Annotated in this window: 16 protein-coding genes; 3 read left to right on the top strand and 13 right to left on the bottom strand. The window is 64.9% G+C overall.

The features are described 5' to 3' along the window. Positions 1-30 precede the first annotated feature (30 nt). The 13 genes from V6B08_RS14070 to V6B08_RS14010 all read right to left on the bottom strand — a co-directional run bounded on the left by V6B08_RS14070 (position 31) and on the right by V6B08_RS14010 (position 16102). Positions 31-444, bottom strand: coding sequence for a SufE family protein (locus V6B08_RS14070; protein WP_341981934.1), 414 nt, complete (start codon positions 442-444; stop codon positions 31-33). 11 nt (positions 445-455) lie between these two features. Beyond that, positions 456-1838 (bottom strand): cysteine--tRNA ligase, encoded by a 1383-nt coding sequence (gene cysS, locus V6B08_RS14065; protein WP_341981932.1) that lies wholly within the window; start codon positions 1836-1838, stop codon positions 456-458. A 53-nt stretch (positions 1839-1891) separates the two neighbouring features. Beyond that, on the bottom strand, positions 1892-2932 hold the full coding sequence (locus V6B08_RS14060) for a flagellin family protein (protein ID WP_341981930.1): 1041 nt from the start codon (positions 2930-2932) through the stop codon (positions 1892-1894). A gap of 2 nt (positions 2933-2934) precedes the next feature. Continuing rightward, positions 2935-4389, bottom strand: coding sequence for a flagellar hook-associated protein FlgK (flgK, locus tag V6B08_RS14055; RefSeq protein WP_341981928.1), 1455 nt, complete (start codon positions 4387-4389; stop codon positions 2935-2937). 55 nt (positions 4390-4444) lie between these two features. Beyond that, positions 4445-5794 (bottom strand): flagellar hook protein FlgE, encoded by a 1350-nt coding sequence (locus tag V6B08_RS14050; RefSeq protein WP_341981926.1) that lies wholly within the window; start codon positions 5792-5794, stop codon positions 4445-4447. A 229-nt stretch (positions 5795-6023) separates the two neighbouring features. Then, positions 6024-6533 (bottom strand): DUF4167 domain-containing protein, encoded by a 510-nt coding sequence (locus tag V6B08_RS14045; RefSeq protein ID WP_341981924.1) that lies wholly within the window; start codon positions 6531-6533, stop codon positions 6024-6026. A gap of 346 nt (positions 6534-6879) precedes the next feature. Further along, complete coding sequence (prmC, locus tag V6B08_RS14040) at positions 6880-7731, bottom strand: peptide chain release factor N(5)-glutamine methyltransferase (RefSeq protein WP_341981922.1); 852 nt, start codon at positions 7729-7731, stop codon at positions 6880-6882. Continuing rightward, positions 7728-8813 carry a peptide chain release factor 1 gene (gene prfA / locus V6B08_RS14035; protein WP_341981920.1) on the bottom strand — a complete coding sequence of 362 codons (1086 nt, stop codon included), beginning with the start codon at positions 8811-8813 and terminating at the stop codon, positions 7728-7730. The genes prmC and prfA overlap by 4 nt, the downstream gene beginning before the upstream one ends. Before the next feature lies 1 nt (position 8814). After that, positions 8815-10050 (bottom strand): histidine--tRNA ligase, encoded by a 1236-nt coding sequence (gene hisS / locus V6B08_RS14030; protein ID WP_341981918.1) that lies wholly within the window; start codon positions 10048-10050, stop codon positions 8815-8817. Positions 10051-10081: 31 nt separating this feature from the next. Next, the gene (ispG, locus tag V6B08_RS14025; protein ID WP_341981916.1) at positions 10082-11215 is read right to left on the bottom strand and encodes a flavodoxin-dependent (E)-4-hydroxy-3-methylbut-2-enyl-diphosphate synthase; all 1134 of its coding nucleotides are present in this window, start codon (positions 11213-11215) and stop codon (positions 10082-10084) included. 45 nt (positions 11216-11260) lie between these two features. Next, positions 11261-12355: a helix-turn-helix domain-containing protein gene (locus V6B08_RS14020; protein WP_341981914.1), complete on the bottom strand. Its 1095-nt coding sequence runs from the start codon at positions 12353-12355 to the stop codon at positions 11261-11263. A 159-nt stretch (positions 12356-12514) separates the two neighbouring features. Further along, entirely contained in the window at positions 12515-14782 is a 2268-nt protein-coding gene (ptsP, locus tag V6B08_RS14015; RefSeq protein WP_341981912.1) for a phosphoenolpyruvate--protein phosphotransferase, read from the bottom strand. A gap of 99 nt (positions 14783-14881) precedes the next feature. After that, positions 14882-16102, bottom strand: a complete 1221-nt coding sequence (locus V6B08_RS14010; RefSeq protein ID WP_341981910.1) for an aspartate kinase — start codon at positions 16100-16102, stop codon at positions 14882-14884. A gap of 185 nt (positions 16103-16287) precedes the next feature. Between V6B08_RS14010 and ubiG the strand changes: the two genes are divergently transcribed. From ubiG to V6B08_RS13995, 3 genes are all read left to right on the top strand, one after another. Beyond that, on the top strand, positions 16288-17046 hold the full coding sequence (gene ubiG, locus V6B08_RS14005) for a bifunctional 2-polyprenyl-6-hydroxyphenol methylase/3-demethylubiquinol 3-O-methyltransferase UbiG (protein ID WP_341981908.1): 759 nt from the start codon (positions 16288-16290) through the stop codon (positions 17044-17046). Positions 17047-17222: 176 nt separating this feature from the next. Beyond that, the gene (locus V6B08_RS14000; RefSeq protein WP_341981906.1) at positions 17223-17402 is read left to right on the top strand and encodes a DUF1328 family protein; all 180 of its coding nucleotides are present in this window, start codon (positions 17223-17225) and stop codon (positions 17400-17402) included. Positions 17403-17481: 79 nt separating this feature from the next. Then, positions 17482-18984 (top strand): bifunctional aminoglycoside phosphotransferase/ATP-binding protein, encoded by a 1503-nt coding sequence (locus V6B08_RS13995; RefSeq protein WP_341981904.1) that lies wholly within the window; start codon positions 17482-17484, stop codon positions 18982-18984. Position 18985 lies beyond the last annotated feature (1 nt).

The raw sequence follows: 18985 nt of genomic DNA, 5'->3' as shown, positions 1-18985 counted from the left end.
TGCGCCCCTTCTCAATTCACGCCTTGGCCTTCAAGCCGCCGCCTTGGCGACGCTCTGGATCAGATTGATCATGCCTTTGAGGCCGTTGATGCGGTTCGACGTGATATTCTCCCACACGCCAATGCGCTCCAGGAAATCCGGCGGGTTGTCGATGATTTCGCGTGGCGTGCGGCCGGAATAGACCTTGAGCAGCAGGGCGATCAGGCCGGCGACGATCTCGCTCTCGCTGCTGGCCTGATAATAGACGCGGCCATCGCGTGCCGCGCCATGCAGCCAGGCGCGGTTGATGCAGCCCTTCACGCGCCATTCATCGGTGCGCAATTCGTCCGGATAGGGCGGCAGGGCGCGGCCCAGATCAATCAGGTAGCGGTAGCGGTCCATCCAGTCGTCGAACAGCGAGAAGTCGTCGACGATCTCTTCCTGCGCTGCCTTGATGTCGGCCATCTCCGCCATCGTCAGGCACGCCGCCAGGTGGTTTCGCCGCCTTTGTCCTCGAGCAGGATACCGCGGGCCGCCCATTCGTCGCGGATGCGGTCGCTTTCGGCCCAGTTCTTCGCGGCGCGCGCCGCCTTGCGGGCGGCAATCGCGGCCTCGATGGCGGCAGCCTCATCGGCATCGCCGCCTTGCAGCCAAGCCGCCGGCTCCTGCTGCAGCAGGCCGAGCAGCCAACCGGCGGCAACCAGCTCGCCCTTCAGGCGGGCCCGTTCGGCCGGCTCCACCGACTTGTTGGCGGCATTGGCGATGGCATGCAGTTCGGCCAGCGCCTTGGGCGTGTTGAGATCGTCGGAGAGCGCCTCGACGAAGGCCGCCGGTGCCGCCACATCGGCGGCAGCCACATCCTTCAGGCCATCCAGCGTGCGGTAGAGGCGATCGAGCTGCGCCTTGGCTTCGCGCATGCCGGCCTCGGTCCAATCCAGCGGCTGGCGGTAATGCGCCGAGAGCAGGGCGAGGCGGATCGCTTCGCCGGGCGCAATGCCGATCAGGTCGCGCACCAGCAGCACGTTGCCGAGCGACTTCGACATCTTCTCGGCATCAACATTGACGAAGCCGTTATGCAGCCAGTAGCGCGCGAAGGGTTGGCCGCCCAGCGTGCCCTTGTTGGCGCAAGTGCTCTGGGCGATCTCGTTTTCATGATGCGGGAAGATCAGGTCGTGCCCGCCGCCATGGATGTCGATCGGGCCGGAGCCGAGATTGCGGTCGATCATCGCCGAGCATTCGATATGCCAGCCGGGGCGGCCGCGGCCCCAGGGGCTGTCCCAGCCCGGCATGTCATCGGGCGACGGCTTCCACAGCACGAAATCGGCCGGGTCCTGCTTGTAGGGTGCCACATCAATGCGGGCACCAGCGATCATCTCGTCGCGATCACGGCGCGACAGGGCGCCATATTCCTTGAAGCTCGGCACATTGAACAGCACATGGCCATCCGCCGCATAGGCATGGCCGTTGCCGATCAGTCGTTCGATCATGGCGATGATAGCGGCGATATGCTGCGTCACCTTCGGCTCGATCACCGGCGGCAGCACCCCCAGCGCGCCCATATCGGCATGGTAGGCGGCGAGGTAGCGCTCGGTGATGGTGCCGATCGGCACGCCTTCGGCCTTGGCGGCATTGTTGATCTTGTCGTCCACGTCGGTGACGTTGCGGGCATAGACCACAGACGGATACTGCCGCTGCAGCAGGCGGTAGAGCACGTCGAAGGCCACCGCCGGCCGGGCATTGCCGATATGGGCGAAGTTGTAGACCGTCGGGCCGCAGACATACATCGTCACCCGGTTCGGATCGAGCGGGGTGAAGGCCTCCTTGCGGCGGCTGAGGGTATTGTAGATCTGGATCGCCATGGCCCCGGAATATAGGGCTATGGCGATACAGTGCAACCGTCTGAAAGCCCCGCTTACCGCAGGTAATTCACCAGCGAGAGCTGCAGGGTGTCGCGGGTGATGGTGTAGGTGGCTTCCAGCGAGGTCTGCAGCGCCTTGATCAGGGTGGCGGTCTCGGCCGGGTCGGCATCCTCGATGCTGCCGATGCGCTTTTTCAGCACATCGACGGAACGGTCATGGCGGGCCTGCAGTTCCACCAGGCGCTGCTCGGTATGGCCGTTGGTCGAGGCGGTGGTCTTGAGGCTCTGCAGCGAGCTGCGGAGCGAGGCCAGGGCGTCGTCGACGCGCTGGGCATACAGCGTCGGGTCCGAAATATCCTGGATCGCCGAGCGGAAGCGGGTCAGGGAGTCGACAAGCTGCTGGATGCCGGGATCGGTGGCGCTGATGCCATACTGCACACGCTCGTTGTCGTCGGCATAGACCGAGATGAAGTTGTCTTCCGGGGCACCGTTGGTGCCTGTCGTGTCGAAATAGTAGTTGTCCAGTTCGTCGGTGTTGGTGACGTTCAGCCACAGGGGCTGGCCGCCGACGCCGCTGCCTTCATTCGATACCGTGAGGGCCGGCGGCACGGCGCCCGCCGGGCTGTCGGCGACCACGTTGGAAAGCGGCGACAGCACCGGGTTGGTGCCATAATTGCGGCCGGCGAAGAGGTAGCGTTCGCTGTCCTTGGTCTGCAGGAAGGTGCCGACGCGGTCGAGCAGCACGTTGATCTGCGCTGTTGGCGCCGAGGTCGAGGCAAAGAACGAATCGCGGTTCTTGATCATCAGATCCTGCGCCTCGGTAGCCACCTCGATGAGCTGCTCCATGGTGATGGAGTAGAGGCGCACGCGGTTCTGCGCCGTGGTGACGGCGCTCTTGTAGGCGTTGGCGCTCTGCAATTCCGCCTTGAGATCGCCGAGTTCCTGCGCGCGAGTGGAAACGCCGACCAGACCGCCAAGGATGCGGCCAGAGGAAAACTGAGCCTGCTGATTGGTAAGTTCCTGGTTCAGGTTCCGGATCAGGCGGGTCTGGTCGAGGATGCGGGCAAATTGGGTGGAGCCAGTGATAGCGACCATGATTACCTCCCGATATTGACCAGCGTGTCGAACATCTGGGTGATGTTGTTCAGCACGTTGGCCATGGCGGCATAATTGTTCTGCAGGATCTGCAAATTGGCGAGTTCGGTATCAATATCGACGCCGGTGAGGTTGCGCAGCTTCTGATCCATCGTGTGCTGGATCTGCTCGGCGCTGTCGGAATTTTCGGCATTCACGGCGGCATTGCGCGCGTGATAGGCCAGCACATTGTCGACCAGGCCGAAGATGGTGAGGTTGCCGGTGGTCAGGCCGTTGCTCTCGGCGCCGAGGCGGTTGACGTCGGCGGCGCTGATCTGCGTGTTGCGCATCGCCTGCTGCACGTCGCCGGCGGCCAGCACCTTCAGGCTTTCGGTGCCGTTCAGCAGGTTCGCGTTCACCGCGATGCCCTGGGCTTCCTGGCTGGTCAGGCCGCCGAAGGTGAAGAAGTCGGTGCCTTCCGGCGGCACGGGTGCCGGTATGGCGGCTTCCGCCGCGTTGTAGGCGTTGTTAACGATGGTCACCAGGTTGTAGGCGATCGCATCAAGCTGGTTCACATACTTGGCCAGCGTGCCGAGATTGGGATCGCTGGAGCTGACCGCCGTCGTGCTCGGATCGAGATAATCCAGCGCGGCGCGGATCGAGCCGTTGAGGAAGCCGCCGTTCAGCGAGGTGGTGGCGCCCTGATAGGTGATGGTGCCGGCCGAGCCGGTGGAGGAGGGCGTGTAGGTGAATTGCTGCGCGATGGTGCCGGTGATCTGCACGCCGGCTTCGGTATAAACCGTCATCTCGCCGCGATCATTGGTCAGCGTGCGGATGCTGACCAGTTCGGCGATGCGCGACACTTCCTTGTCGCGCAGGTCTTCCAGGTCGCCGGTCGGCTGGCCCGAACCGAGCGCCGAGGCGATCTGCACGTTCAGCTTCTGGATCTGCACCGAGGCATCGTTCAGCGTGTTGACCGAGGTCTGCACCGCGTCATCGGCGCGGGTGCGGAGCTGGGTCTGCTTGGCGTTGAGCTGATTGATGTACACCGCCACATCCTGGCCGCGGCGGATTACTTCGTTGGCAAGGTCGGAATTTTCCGGATTGGCTTCCAGGTTCTTCCAGGCAGCCTCGAATTGCGACAACAGACGCGCCATCGCCGGCTGTTCGCCGGTGGTGATGGTGGCATCGAGGATTTCCGCCAGATCGGCGGTCAGCGTCTTCTGCGTACCGGTGCGGCCGTAATCGGCGCGGGCGGTGTAGAGATCCTGCTGCACTTCCGGCGCCGCGACGCGGCTGATCTGCGAGATCAGCGGCGAGCCCGGCAGGCCATCGATGGCCGGCGTGGTCAGCGTCGCCACCTTGCGCGTGTAGTCCGGGTTCTGCGCGTTGGCGACGTTTGCCGACAGCAGACGGGTCTGCTGCTGCAGGGTGCCAAGGGCGGCGACAGAAGAGGACAGGGCGGCGGTGAGCGACATGGTGGAGTTCCTTCCTTAAGCGGACGGCCCGTTCTGGGCCGCCCCCGGTACGGAATTAGCGGCGGATATTGATCGTTTCCTGCAGCAGTTCGTCGGCCACCGTGATCAGGCGGGCGTTGGCCGAGTAGGCGCGCTGGGCAACGATCATCTTGGAGAATTCCTCCGCGATATCGACGTTGGACTGTTCGATGGCGGCGGAAACCAGATTGCCGACGCCAGAGCCGCCCACCTGGGTCAGCACCGGCGAACCGGAACCGGGGGTTTCGAGGAAGGCGTTGCCATCCACGCGGTCAAGCTCGGTCGGATCGCGGAACTTGGCGAGCTGAAGCTGGTAGAAGGGCTTCACGTTGCCGTTGTCGAAGGTCACCGAGACCTGGCCGTTATTGTCGATCGCCAGGCTCTTGAAGTTGCCGCGCGGCACGCCGTTCTGGCTGAAGTCGTTCAGGCTCAGGGTGGTGCCGGCGAACTGCGTGGTGCCGATGGTTTCGCCATAGGAACCGAAGTCGATGCCGACCGCCTGGGCGCCGGAGCCGAAATCCATCGCCAGGGTGAAGTTGGCATTGTCGCCCACGGCGGCCGGGGCCACCAGGGTGATGTTGCCGTCAGCGGTGGTCATGTCGGAGATGGTGCCGGGGGTCACGGTGGTGGCGCCGATGGTGCCGCCGAAGGTCACGGTGATCGGGCCATAGGTAGCCGGCGTGGAGTTGGCGGCGTTGACCGTCAGGTCCCAGCTATTGGTGGCGGTGCGGGTCCAGTCCAGTTCCAGCGTCTGCGGGTTGCCGAGTGCGTCAAAGATCTGGATCGAGCTGGTCGGCAACGTCACCGGCAGCGCGCCGGTGGAGTCCAGCACGTTGGAGGGCAGGTTGGCCGAGTATTCCACCGAGGTGGTGGCCACCGGGCTGTCGAGCAGGTTGGAGACGCGCACCTCGGTCGGCGTCGCAGAGGTGGTCAGCGCACCGGTAGTCGGATCCTCGGTGATGGCGAAGCCGCGCAGGAAGTAGCCCGAGGAATTGACCAGGTAGCCATCCTCGTTCTGGATGAAGTCACCCACGCGGGTGAAGTAGGAAGTGGTTTCGAAGGTCGGCAGGCCCGTATTCGAGTCGATGCCGGTCTTCTTCGATACCGGGATGAAGCCCTGGCCCGACACCGCGACAGAGGTGGTGGAATTCACCTGCTGGATGGCGCCCTGGGCATTGTTGGCGAAGAAGGGAGAGTTCAGCGCACCGCCCGGCGAGTGGGTGTTGGCCTGGGCAGACGACTGGGTGACCAGCGTGGCGAAGCGCGATTCCACCTTCTTGTAGCCATTGGTGGTCGCGTTGGCGACGTTGTCGGAGATGAAGCCAATCGCGGTCGACTGGCCGTTCAGGCCGGTAATCGCGGTTTGCAAAGCGCCACTGATCGTCATTGTTGCCTCCAGGCAGCGGGTAGTACGGTTTGGCCTGATAAAAGCAAACCCCGTGCCAAGCCGTTTTGGAGGTTCAATGTATTGATTCTGTTTGATATTTCATGCCGACCTCGCTAGGCAGAAATTGCCGGGCGGCAGGGCGTCGGGAGGCCGGGGCAGCTTTTGCCGGGCATGAAAAAAGCCGCCGGCTGGAAGGCCGGCGGCTGCTTCTACTCAATATATCCAAGCATCAGTGCTGCTGCGAGGCATCCTCGCGGGCCTCGGTCTCGCCCTGGCCTTCGCGGGGGGCGCTTTCCAGCACCTGCTCCAGCTCCATTTCCAGGCTGGGCTGCGGCTCGCCTTCGGAGAAGGGAGCGCCACCAGCCTGCTGCTGCGGCTGCTGCTGGTGCGGCTGGCCGTTACCATTGCCGTTCTGCTGCGGGCCATTGGCGGCATTGGCGGCGCGCTGCGCCGGGGCCACGCCTTGGGCCAGCATGATGCGGTAATAGTGTTCCGCATGCTGCAGGAAGCTTTCCGCCTGCACGCGGTCGCCGGAGGAATTGGCGTCGCGGGCGAGCTGGCAATAGCGTTCGAAGATATGGCTGGCAGTGCCACGGATCTTTACGTCCGGGCCATTGCTGTCGAAATTGCGGTGCGCATTGTTGCTGTTCATGCCGCCGTTGTTGCCACCGCCGCCGCCGCCACCACCATGGGGACGACGGCCTTGGGGACGGCCACCGCGTTGACGATTTTTATTCACAGGATCATCTCGCTCTGGATCGCATAGGGCGTTGCTGCTTGGGCAGCCAGGCCGCATTGGCGGCATGGTCGGCCTTTCGATACATCCGCCAGCCGCGCGGTCAGGCGCGGATTCCCGGCGGGGCTTCGATACCAGGGCGGGTCAGGCCTTAGGAGTCTGTATCGAGAGAGCGGTGGCGCTGCCGAGATTATCGGCCCTTCTCCGACCGGCCCTTGGCTTAGCCAATTGGCCGGCTGATACCAGTACGCTGGTTCATGTCGAAGGATCATTCCCGGGGGGCAGCACCACCCCTGCGCCCCAAGATAAGCGGCTATGGGCAGCCTGCCAATAGCCAAATTGGGCTTTTTTATCGGGACTTGCGCGCCAGCAGGGTCCGAATCGTGCCGCCGAGGTCGGCTGCCATGGCCACCGCCCCGAAGCCGGCGCGTTCCAGCAGGGCAGCCACCGCCGTTTCCTGGCCCTGGCCGATCTCCAGCGCCACTAGGCCATCCGGGGCCAGCAGCCTTGCCGCATCGGGTATCAGCCGGCGATAGGCCTCAAGACCATCGGCCCCGCCATCCAATGCGCTGAGCGGTTCATGGCGGGCAACTTCCGGTGCAAGAGCGGCAATCGTGCCGGACCCTATATATGGCGGATTGCTGATTACGATCTCAAAAGCTCCTGCGAGGCCGCTGCCCCAGTCGCCAAGCTGGAAGGTGGCGCGGGCCTCAAGCCCGAGGCTCGCCGCATTGCCGCGTGCCACGACCAGTGCCGCCTCCGACTGGTCGATGCCAAGGCCGTGCGCCTCGCGCAGTTCATGCAACAGGCTCAGCAGCAGGCAGCCCGAGCCGGTGCCGAAATCCAGCAATCGCAATTTTGCCTGGCGATCGGCCACGCGCTCGAGCACGGCGGCAACCAGGGTTTCGCTGTCCGGTCTCGGGTCCAGCACATCGGGCGTGACGCGAAAAGTCAGGCTCCAGAATTCGCGCCGGCCCAGAATCTGCGCCATTGGCTGGCGTGCGGCGCGGCGCACCAGCAAGGCTTTGAAGCGGGCTTCGGCCTCGGGTGCGATGTCGCGATCCGTCTCGATGCGCACGCGGTCGGGCGCAAGGCCGGTGGCTTCGGCCAGCAACAGCACCGCGTCCAGCCTCGGGCTGTCGCAGCCAGCGGCTTTCAATGCCGCCGTGGCCTGGCGCAGGGCTGTATCTATCTTGCTCAATCGTTGAGGGCGGCGAGCCGCCCGGCCTGGTCTTCCGCCGCCAGCGCTTCGATCACTTCGTCCAGCGCCTCGCCGGTGATGATCTGGTCGATCTTATAGAGCGTGAGGTTGATGCGGTGATCGGTGACGCGCCCCTGTGGGAAATTGTAGGTGCGGATACGCTCCGAGCGGTCGCCGGAGCCGACCTGGCCCTTGCGGTCGGCGGCACGTGCTGACGCCAGCTTCTCGCGTTCGGTCTCGAACAGCTTGGCGCGCAGCAGCTTCATCGCCTGCGCCTTGTTCTTGTGCTGGCTGCGCTCGGTCTGCTGCGCCACCACGATGCCGGTGGGAATATGGGTGATGCGCACCGCCGAGTCCGTGGTGTTGACATGCTGGCCGCCGGCACCCGAGGAGCGGTAGACATCGATGCGCAGGTCGCTTTCATTGATGTGGATGTCCACATCCTCGGCTTCCGGCAACACCGCTACGGTGGCCGCCGAGGTATGAATGCGGCCGGAGGCTTCCGTGGCCGGCACGCGCTGCACGCGATGCACGCCGCTCTCGAATTTCAGCCGTGCATAGACGCCACGGCCGGAAATCTCCGCCACGGCTTCGCGCACGCCGCCGAGTTCGGTATCGGCAATACTCATCACCTCGAAACGCCAGCCCTTCTGCGCCGCATAGCCGCGATACATGGCGAACAACTCGGCGGCGAACAGGGCCGCCTCATCGCCGCCGGTGCCGGCGCGGACTTCGAGAATCGCGTTCTTTTCGTCGGCGGCGTCTTTCGGCAGCAGCAGGATCAGCAGGCCGCGCTCGATCTCCGGCATCGCCGCCTGGGCATCCTTCCACTCGGCTTCCGCCAGCTCGCGCATCTCGGCATCGGCTGACGGATCGTCCTTCATCGCCGCGAGGTCGGTGAGTTCGGCACGCTTCGCCTGCCAATGGCGGATACCCTCCACCAGCGGCTCCAGCTCGGCATATTCCTTCGACAGCTTGACGAAGGCTTCGCCGGCGCTGCCCGAGGCCATCTCGGATTGCAGCCGGTCGAACCGCTCGAGCACCTTCTCGAGCTTCGCCTCGGGCAGGGCAGGGAGATCCATGTTATTTCAGCCGCGACGCCAGATCGTTGCGCGGCACTTCCGCCTCGCTGCCGGCCTTGAGGTCCTTCAGCTTCACCACACCCTTGGCCAGTTCATCGCCGCCGAAGATCACGGCGAAGCGGCAACCGAGCTTGTCGGCACGCTTCATGCGTTTGCCGGCATTGCCCTTGTAGCCGAGTTCGACCGCGATATTCGCAGCGCGCAGTTCAGCGGCAAGCTTCACGGCTTCCGCTTCCGCCTGTTCGCCAATCGGCACGATGGCAACGGCTTCGACGGGCGCCACCTGCGGATCGCTCAACAGCACCAGGCGCTCGATGCCGCCGGCCCAGCCGATGCCGGGTGTCGGCTGGCCGCCGAGCTGCTGGATCAGGCCATCATAGCGGCCGCCGGCAATCACCGCGCCCTGGGCGCCGAGATGCGTGGTGACAAACTCGAACGCCGTGTGGGTGTAGTAATCCAGGCCGCGCACCAGGCGGGGATCGACCACGAAGGGCACACCGGCGAGCGTCAGGCCCTGCTTCACGGCGCTGAAGAAATCGCCGGCGGCCTGGGTCAGGTAATTGTCGATCAGCGGTGCATCGGCCACCAGTTTGCGGTCGCCTTCATCCTTGGAGTCGAGGATGCGCAGCGGATTCTTCTCCAGCCGCTTCAGGCTGTCTTCCGACAGGCTGGCCTTGTGCACGGAGAAATACGCCACCAGCGCCTCGCGGTAGGCGGCGCGGCTTTCCGGGTCGCCCAGCGTATTGAGCTGCAGGGTGCATTTATCCAGGATGCCGAGGCGGCGCAGGATATCGGCACCGAGCGAAATCACTTCCACATCGGCCTGCGGTTCGGCGGCGCCGATCACTTCCACGTCGATCTGGTGGAACTGGCGCTGGCGGCCCTTCTGCGGCCGTTCGTAGCGGAACATCGGGCCCCAGGCGAAAGCCTTGAACGGCACATGCTGCTGCAGGCCATTGGAGATGAAGGCGCGGCAGATGCCGGCGGTGTATTCCGGGCGCAGCGCCAGATTCTCGCCGCCGCGGTCGTTGATGGCATACATCTCCTTCGACACGGCATCCGAGGTCTCGCCCATCGAGCGGGCGAAGACATCGGTGAATTCGAAGATCGGCGTCGCCATCTCGCGGTAGCCATAGAGGCTGGCCGCGAGCCGCGCGGTATCGACTACGCTGCGGAAGCGGGCATAGTCATCGGGCAGAAGATCATGGGTGCCGCGCACGGGCTGGAACTGGGCCACGGGTCGCTCCTTGGGTAAAACGGATTGATAGCTAATCAGCCGCGTCGGCGGCCGTGTCCTTGTCGGCCTTCGCGGCCTCTATTTCGCGCGCCTTGGCCTCGACCAGGCGCACAAGATGCTGCACGATATCTTCGTTCTGCAGCCGGTGCGCCGGCTGGCCGGCGAGATAGACCTGATGCGAGCCCTTGCCGCCGCCGGTGAAGCCGATATCGGTTTCACGCGCCTCGCCAGGGCCGTTCACCACGCAGCCGATCACGCTCAAGGTCATCGGCGTGGTGATATGCGCCAGGCGCTGTTCCAGCACTTCCACGGTCTTGATGACGTCGAATTGCTGCCGCGCGCAGGACGGGCAGGAGATGACGTTGACGCCGCGATGACGCAGGTTCATCGACTTCAGCATGTCGAAGCCGACCTTGACCTCTTCCTCCGGCGCCGCCGAGAGCGAAACGCGCAGCGTGTCGCCGATGCCGGACCACAGCAGCATGCCCAGCCCGATGGAGGATTTCACCGTGCCGATACGCTGGCCGCCGGCCTCGGTGATGCCAATATGCAGCGGATAGTCGCAGGCTTCCGCCAGGCCCTGATAGGCGGCGACAGCGAGGAACACGTCGCTTGCCTTCACGCTGATCTTGAATTCGCGGAAGTCATGGTCTTCCAGGATGCGCGCATGGTCCATGGCGCTTTCCACCATGGCTTCCGGGCAGGGCTCGCCATACTTTTCCAGCAGGTGCTTTTCCAGCGAGCCGGCATTGACGCCGATGCGCATGGAGCAGCCGTGGTCCTTGGCAGCCTTCACCACTTCGCGCACGCGCTCGGCCGAGCCGATATTGCCCGGATTGATGCGCAGGCAGGCGGCGCCGGCTTCGGCCGCCTCGATAGCGCGCTTGTAGTGGAAATGGATGTCGGCGACGATCGGCACCCGGGCCTGGCGCACGATCTCCTTCAGCGCCGCCGTCGAGGCTTCGTCGGGGCAGGAGACGCGCACGATATCGGCGCCGGCTTCCTCGCAGCGTCGGATCTGTTCCACCGTCGCCTTGACGTCGCTGGTCAGCGTGTTCGTCATGGTCTGCACGGTGATCGGCGCGTCGCCGCCCACCGGCACCTTGCCGACGAAAATCTGCCGCGACTTGCGCCGCTGGATATCGCGATAGGGGCGGATGCTCATAATGGGGCGTAAGATGGCGCCTTTGGGCGCCGCTCGCAAGAGCGCCTACTCGACTTTCAGGGCGGTTTTCAGGCCGTCCGCATCCAGGGTTACGCCGCGTTTCACCTCGCCGGTATCCCCTAAGCGCGGCAGGGCTTTGCCATCCAGCGTCAACAGGATGCCGCCTGCATTCCCGGTGGCCAGCGTCAGGCCCTCGCGGCCCGGCACGGCATAGGTTTCGCCCGGCGCCATCAGCCGGGTAAACAGCGGCTCGTTATTCGGCCCGCGCACCTGCACCCAGCTTTGCGCTTCGGCCCGGATCACCACGCGGCCAGGATCGCTGCCGAACCGTATGGTGCTGGCGCCTGTAGCAGGCGGCGTGGCCGGGGCTGTTGCCGGAGTTGGGCTCGTGGCGGCCACCACAGGGGCGGGGGCCGCAACAGGCGGAACCGGTGGCGCAGGCGGCACGGTTGCGGCGGCTGCTGGCTGCGACGAGGGCATGGGTTGAGAGGTTGCCGGTGCCGGCGATTTGGGGGGCGGCACAGGCAGCGGCGCGACGGAAGCCACGGCAGCAGGCTGCGCGGTGGCGGCAGGCGCCGTTGGGCTGGATGATGTCGTCGGGGGCGCGTCGATCGGGGCCACCGGCGGCATGGCCGGACGCGGCGCCGCCATGATCGGTGTCGGCGGCGGCACCAGATCGGCCAGGCGGCCGGGCACCGCCTTCACCAATTCGGCGCCGCTGCGGAAGGTTTCCTGATAGCGATACCACACCGCATAGGCGCCGGCGGCGACAGCCAGGGCCAGCAGCACCAGCAGCAGGCGCGGGGTGCGCTGTTCCGGGCGCGGCATTGGAAAAACCAGTTCCTTGCGCTGGCGCGCGATATCGCTTTCGGACTGGAAATTCTGCACCACCTGCTCAGGCTCGAGGCCGAGCGTTTCGGCATAGGTGCGCAGGAAGCCGGTGATATAGATCGGGCCGGGCAGTTCGGTGAAGCGGCCACCTTCGATGGCATCAAGATGCTGGCGACGGATGCGGGTGCGCGCGGCTACATCGACGAGTGACAATCCCTGTCGCTCGCGCACGATCTTCAGGCTGTGGCCGACGCCCTCGTAGGGCCCAGCGATAGAAGCGGCCGGCTTGTCTCCGGCTTCTGCGCTCATGACCGGCTTGATCCCCTTGCGCAACACTGAACTCTACCGCCTAACTCTACAGCGCCATGCTTCGGCAAGTGGCCCGATTTCAGTGAAACGGCCCGACTCAATCGAACGAAAAGAAAACTTTCGGCTCGATTCACAACTGCCAATAGCGGGGCGGATTATTTAAACTATCACACCGTTTTCGCGCGCAAATTCTTCTAATCGTGCACGCAGGCTGTGGTCGGGGAGATAGTAGAGGCCCTCCAAAAATTCCGCAAGCGAGAGAACATCCAGGCTACGGAGCATTTCCTTCACCGGGCCAATCGCATTGGCTGGCATGGAGAGGCGTTCGAAGCCAAGACCGAGCAGCGCCATTGCTTCCAAAGGCCGGCTGCCCATCTCGCCGCACATGGTGAGCGGCTTCTCATACGTTTTGCATTGCTGCACCACCCAGCGCAGGAAGCTGACCATGCTCGGGCTCAACGGATCGTAGCGATCCACCATGCGCGGATTGCCGCGGTCGGTGGCGAACAGGAACTGCATCAGATCGTTGGAACCGACCGAGACGAAATCGACCAGCGGCAGCAGGGCCGGCAACTGCCAGGCCAAAGCCGGCACTTCCAGCATGGTGCCGACCTTCACATCGCGCGGCATCGGCCGCTTCAGCGCCTTCAGCCGCGCCACCTCGCGGTCCAGCATCTTGCGCGCGCGGCGGAACTCGTCCACCTCGGCGATCATCGGGAACATCACATGCAGCACATGGCCTTCCGCTGCCTGCAGCATGGCGCGGAGCTGCACTTTCAGCAAAGCCGGACGGTCCAGCGAAATGCGGATGGCACGCCAACCCATGGCCGGGTTTTCTTCCGGGTGCTTGGCGAGATAGGGTAGCACCTTGTCGCCGCCGACATCGAGCGTGCGGAACACCACCGGGCGTTCGCCGGCATGCTCGATCACGCGGCGGTAAATCTGCTGCTGCGCATCGGCCTTCGGCATGGTCGGGCGCACCAGGAACTGCAATTCGGTACGGTAGAGGCCGATGCCATCGGCATTGGTCTCGTCCAGATGCGCCAGATCGATCAGCAGGCCGGCATTGACCAGCAGCGCGATGCGCTTGCCGTCGCGGGTGATCGGCGGCTCGTCGCGCTGCGCGGCGTATTTCGCCAATCGCGCCTGGCGCAGATGCAGGCTCTGCTCGAAGGCGCGCACCACATCGGGGCCAGGACGCACGAAAATCTGCGCGTGGTCGCCATCCACCACCACCTGATCGCCGGGCTCGACGCGGGCGATGGCGCCGCCGATGCCGCCGATCACCGGGATGCCGAGGGCGCGCGCCACGATGGCGACATGGCTCGCCGCCGAGCCCTCCTCCAGCACCAGCGCCTGTAGTCGGCGGCGGTCATAATCCAGCAGTTCGGCCGGGCCCATCGCCTTGGCGAACAGGATGGCGTTATCGGGCAGGTTTTCCGCCACCGTGCGGGCGGTCTTGCCGGAAAGATGTAGCAGCAGGCGGTTGGCGAGATCGTCGAGATCGGCCAGGCGTTCGCGCAGGTAGGGATCGGTGATCGCCTGCATGCGGTGGCGCGTGTCGCCCTGCACGCGCAGCACCGCCGCCTCGGCGGTAAGCCCGGATTCCACCGCGCCATGCAGCTTGGCGAGCCAGCCGGTGTCATGCGCGAACATCTTGTAGGTTTCCAGCACGTCGCGGCTCTCTCCGACGATATCGTCGTCGGGCGCGTCGAGCATCTGGTTCACCTGATCTCGCATCGAGGCAACGGCGGCATCCAGTCGGCTCTTTTCCAGCGGAATGTCGTCGGCGATGGTCTTGGTGATCTGGATGCGCGGCTCGTGCAGCACCGCCTGGCCGATGGCGAGACCTTCCGAAAGCACGCGACCATCGGCGCGGAAGGGCAGCGACGGCGCCCGCGCCACGGCGGCCACATCCTCGGCGCCGATAAGCTGGCCCGAGGCCACCATCTCGGCCAGCACCATGGAGATGGTTTCGAGGACTTCGACTTCCTCTTCAGAATACTGGGTGCGGGTCTTGTTCTGCACCACCAGCACGCCGATCACGCGGGCATCACGCTGCAGCGGCACGCCGAGCAGCGAATGGTAGATCTCTTCGCCGGTTTCCGGCTTGTAGGCGAATTGTGGGTGGTTCTGCGCGTCCGCCAGCGCCAGCGGGCGGGCATGGGCGGCAATGTCGCCGACCAGGCCTTCGCCGACCTTCAGCCGCGTCTTGTGGATCGCTTCCGGGTTCAGACCTTCGGTGGCGTAGAGTTCCAGCTCGTCGTTGCGCAGCAGGTAGACCGAGCAGACTTCCGCCACCATGTTGGCGGCGATGGAGCGCACCACGCGGGCAAGGCGTTCGTCGACGCTGCCGGCCTCCGCCATGATCTCGCGGAGGCGGCGCAGCAGGCCGCGCGGGCCGGGCGATGGAGCGCGCGCGATCATGCCGGGTCTCCCCGGTCCTGATCGCCCGTCCGGATCACTCCGCTCGGCCTGGCGTCGCCCCCAAAATACATCTAGCCCCCTGCATGGCTCGGCGCGATATTACTCGGCGTCGAGACCGAAAGCGGTGTGCAGCGAGCGCACCGCCAGTTCCGTATAGTCGGCGGCGAGCAGCACGCTGACCTTGATTTCAGATGTGGTGATCGCCTGGATGTTGATGCCCTTGTCGGCCAGGGCCTTGAACATCGTATGCGCCACGCCGGCATGGCTGCGCATGCCCACGCCCACCACGCTCACCTTCACCACGTTCTTGTCCGGCACCAGCTTGGCCCAGTCGAGCTGGCCCTTCATCTTCTCAAGCTGCGCCACGGCGCGGTCGAGATCGGCACGGCCGAGCGTGAAGGTCATGTCGGTTTTCTTGCCGTCTTCCGAGATGTTCTGCACGATCATGTCGACATTGATGCCGGCATCCGACAGCGGGCCGAAAATGGAAGCCGCGATGCCCGGCCGGTCGGCCACGCCGATCAGCGTGATCTTGGCCTCGTCGGCAGAATAGGTGACGCCCGATACGATCTGCTTTTCCACGATCTCTTCCTCATCCACAACGAGCGTGCCGGGCTGATCGGCAAAGCTCGACAGAACCTGCGTGCGTACCCGATGGTTCATCGCCATCTCGACCGAGCGGGTCTGCAGCACCTTGGCGCCCAGCGACGCCAGCTCCAGCATCTCCTCGTAGGTGATCTTATCGAGTTTGCGCGCTTTTTTCACGATGCGCGGATCGGCGGTATAGACCCCGTCCACGTCGGTATAGATATCGCAGCGGTCGGCCTGCAAAGCGGCGGCCAGCGCCACCGCCGAGGTATCCGAGCCGCCCCGGCCCAGGGTGGCGATGCGGTCTTCCGGGCCCATGCCCTGGAAACCGGCCACCACGGCCACGGTGCCGCCGGCCATATCGGCCAGCAGGCGCTCGCCCTCGATGCTCTCGATGCGCGCCCGGCCATGCATGGCATTGGTGCGGATCGGAATCTGCCAGCCCTGCCAGGAGCGCGCCTTCACGCCCACCGCCTGCAGCGCGATGCTCAAGAGGCCGGTCGTCACCTGCTCGCCGGAAGCCACCACCACGTCGTATTCGCGCTGGTCATGCACCGGGTCGATGGCTTTGCACAGATCGACCAGCTTGTTGGTTTCGCCCGACATGGCGGAGACCACCACCGCGACCTGGTGGCCGGCCTCGACTTCGCGCTTCACCTTTTGCGCGACATTCTTGATCCGCTCCACCGAGCCGACCGAAGTGCCGCCGAATTTCATCACCAAGCGCGCCATGCGGCTCGTCCCGTGTCTTGTTCCGTTATAGACTTCCCCTCCCACCGGCTGGCCCGTCCGCCGCCGCGCCGAAGCCCCTGAAAGGGCAGCGTAAACGGAGACGGGAAGGGGCCGGAAAAAGGCGCGTATTAATACGCTTGCGCCGTCTGTTTAAGCAAGCCGAGAGGCGAGATAAAGTTGCCAGCATGAGTGTCCAGGCCGCCAGTGTCGATCCAGCCGAAATAGAGCGGTTTTCCGCGCTTTCTGCCGAGTGGTGGAATCCAGTGGGAAGTTTCCGCCCGCTGCACAAGTTCAATCCGGTGCGGCTTGGCTTCGTGCGCGATGCGGTGGCCGGGCATTTCGGCCGCGATCCCCTCAGCGACTCACCGCTTGCCGGCCTGCGGCTGCTGGATATCGGCTGCGGCGGCGGCCTGGTCTCGGAACCCATGGCCCGGCTGGGTGCCAGCGTGATCGGCGTTGATGCCTCGGAAAAGAATATCGGCGTTGCCCGGCATCATGCCGCCGAATCCGGCCTGGAAATCGATTACCGCTGCACGGCAGCCGAGGAACTGGTGGCGGCGGGCGAGCGCTTCGATGTCATCATGGCCTTGGAAGTCGTGGAACATGTCGCCGATCCGGCGGGTTTCTGCCGTGCACTCGGCCAGATGCTGAAGCCCCCATCTGCCGGGTATCCGGGCGGGATATTGGTCGCGGCGACGCTGAACCGCACCCCCAAGGCCTATGCGCTCGCCATCGTCGGCGCCGAATATATCCTGCGCTGGCTGCCTGCCGGCACCCATGATTGGAAAAAATTCCTAAAACCTCATGAGCTGGCCAAGCTGCTGCGCGATGCCTCGCTCAGCGTCACCCAGGTCGCCGGCGCCAGCTATGCGCCTCTGTCGGAACGCTGGACAATAAGCCGCGATACCGATGTGAACTACCTCATGGTGGCGGTGAAACGCTAAAAATAGTGTTCCCATCCTGTTTCACGTGAAACAGGATGATTGTTCCCTGGGTGTTTCACGTGAAACACGGCCGCCTGAGTTAACCTTTGCGGCGGAAATGCCCTGTTTTGCCCGCACCCTTGCCCCATTACCCCGTTCCGATGGCCTGGTCGTTTCCTGAAACAAGGAGAAAGATCATGCTGTATTGGGCCGTTGTATTCTTCGTTCTGGCCATGGTGGCCGCCCTGTTCGGCTTCGGCGGCATCGCCGCCGCTGCTTCCAGCATCGCCCAGATCCTGTTCTTCATCTTCCTGGTAATCTTTTTCATTACCTTGGTGATGAGCCTGCTGAGCGGCCGCCGACCGCCTCTCTCGTAACCCCATAACCCGCCCCGCCTTGGCCCCGGCTTTTGCTCTGGGTCAAGGCGGGGTCATTTTCGGGGCGTAGGATGGCCGCATGCGCATCCAGCCGAACCCGTCCGATCTCGACCTGCTGTTCACCGATCCAGCCTTGGAGCGTGTCGTCGAGACCCATATCTCCCGGCTCTTTCTCTGCGGCGACCGCGTGTTCAAGCTGAAACGGGCGGTGCATCTGCCTTATGTCGATTTCTCTACGCTGCGACAGCGCCACGACGCCGCGTGCCAGGAACTGGCGCTGAATCGTCGCACCGCGCCGGATCTCTATCTCGGGCTGCGCGCCGTGATCCGGGATGCGGCAGGCCGGCTGCAGCTCGCGCCGCGTGATGCCGAACCGGCCCATGCGGTCGAATGGCTGGTGGAGATGCGGCGTTTCCCGGATGACGCGACGCTCGACCGCCAGCTTGGCATGGGCCGCCTGACTCCGGCACTGATCGAGGCGACGGCAGAAGCGGTTGCCGGTTTCCATGCTGGCCTGGCGCCGCTGGATGGCGATGCCTTGGAGGCGGCGCGGCGCGTGGCGGCAATGAACACGGAGAGCTTTGCGCGGCTCGATCCGGAAGTGCTGCCGGAGATATTCCTTGCCGACCTGCGCCAGGAAACCGAGGAGGCGCTGGCACAACTGGCCGTGCCGTTATCGCGCCGGGGCGCCGAGGGCCGTATCCGCCACGGCCATGGTGACCTGCATCTGCGCAACATCTGCCTGCTGGGTGGCAAGCCTTTGCTGTTCGATTGCCTGGAATTCGATGCCGCGCTGGCGCGCACCGATACGGCGTACGACATCGCTTTCCTGCTGATGGATCTGCTGGCGCATAACCGCGCCGATCTCGCCAACCGGGCGCTGAACCGCTACCTGGAGCAGAGCGGCGATGATGGCGCGCTGCCACTGCTGCCACTTTATATTTCGCTGCGTGCCGCGATCCGCGCCCATGTCGCCGGGCTGCAGCCGCAGCAATGGCCGGAAGCGCGGCGCTACCTGGCGCTGGCGCGGCGCGTGTTGCGCCCGGCCACACCGCTGCTGCTTGCCATCGGCGGCCGCTCCGGCACCGGCAAGACCACGCTGGCCCGCGCGCTGGCGCCGCGCTTCGACGCGGTCTGCGGCGCCGTGGTGCTACGCTCCGATGTGCTGCGCAAGCGGCTGGCAGGTGTTGCGGCCGGTACGCGCCTGCCGCCGGAAAGCTACACGCCGCAGGCCAGCATGCGGGTTTATGCCGCCTTGCTGGAACATGCCCATCAATTGCTTGCAGCCGGTGTGCCGGTGATCCTGGACGCGGTATTCGGCAAGCCGGGCGAACGCGATGCAGCGGCCAAGCTGGCCTTGCACTGCAATGCCGTGTTCCGCGGCCTGTGGCTGGAAGGCGGCACCGATCTGCTCTGCCAGCGCGTGGCGGCACGACGCGGCGATGCCTCGGATGCGACCCCGGACGTGGTGCGTTTCCAGGCCGAAGCGATCGAGCCGCCCGCCGACTGGCTGCATCTCGATGCCGGACAAAAAAGCGGCGACCTAGCTGCCCAGGCCGCCGCGCGGCTTAATCTCGACTAGC

The sequence above is a fragment of the Ferrovibrio sp. MS7 genome (assembly GCF_038404985.1).
Taxonomy (GTDB): Bacteria; Pseudomonadota; Alphaproteobacteria; order Ferrovibrionales; family Ferrovibrionaceae; genus Ferrovibrio; species Ferrovibrio plantarum.
The sequence above is the reverse complement of the archived record's forward strand: the minus strand, read 5'-3'. Positions and strand labels throughout refer to the sequence as shown.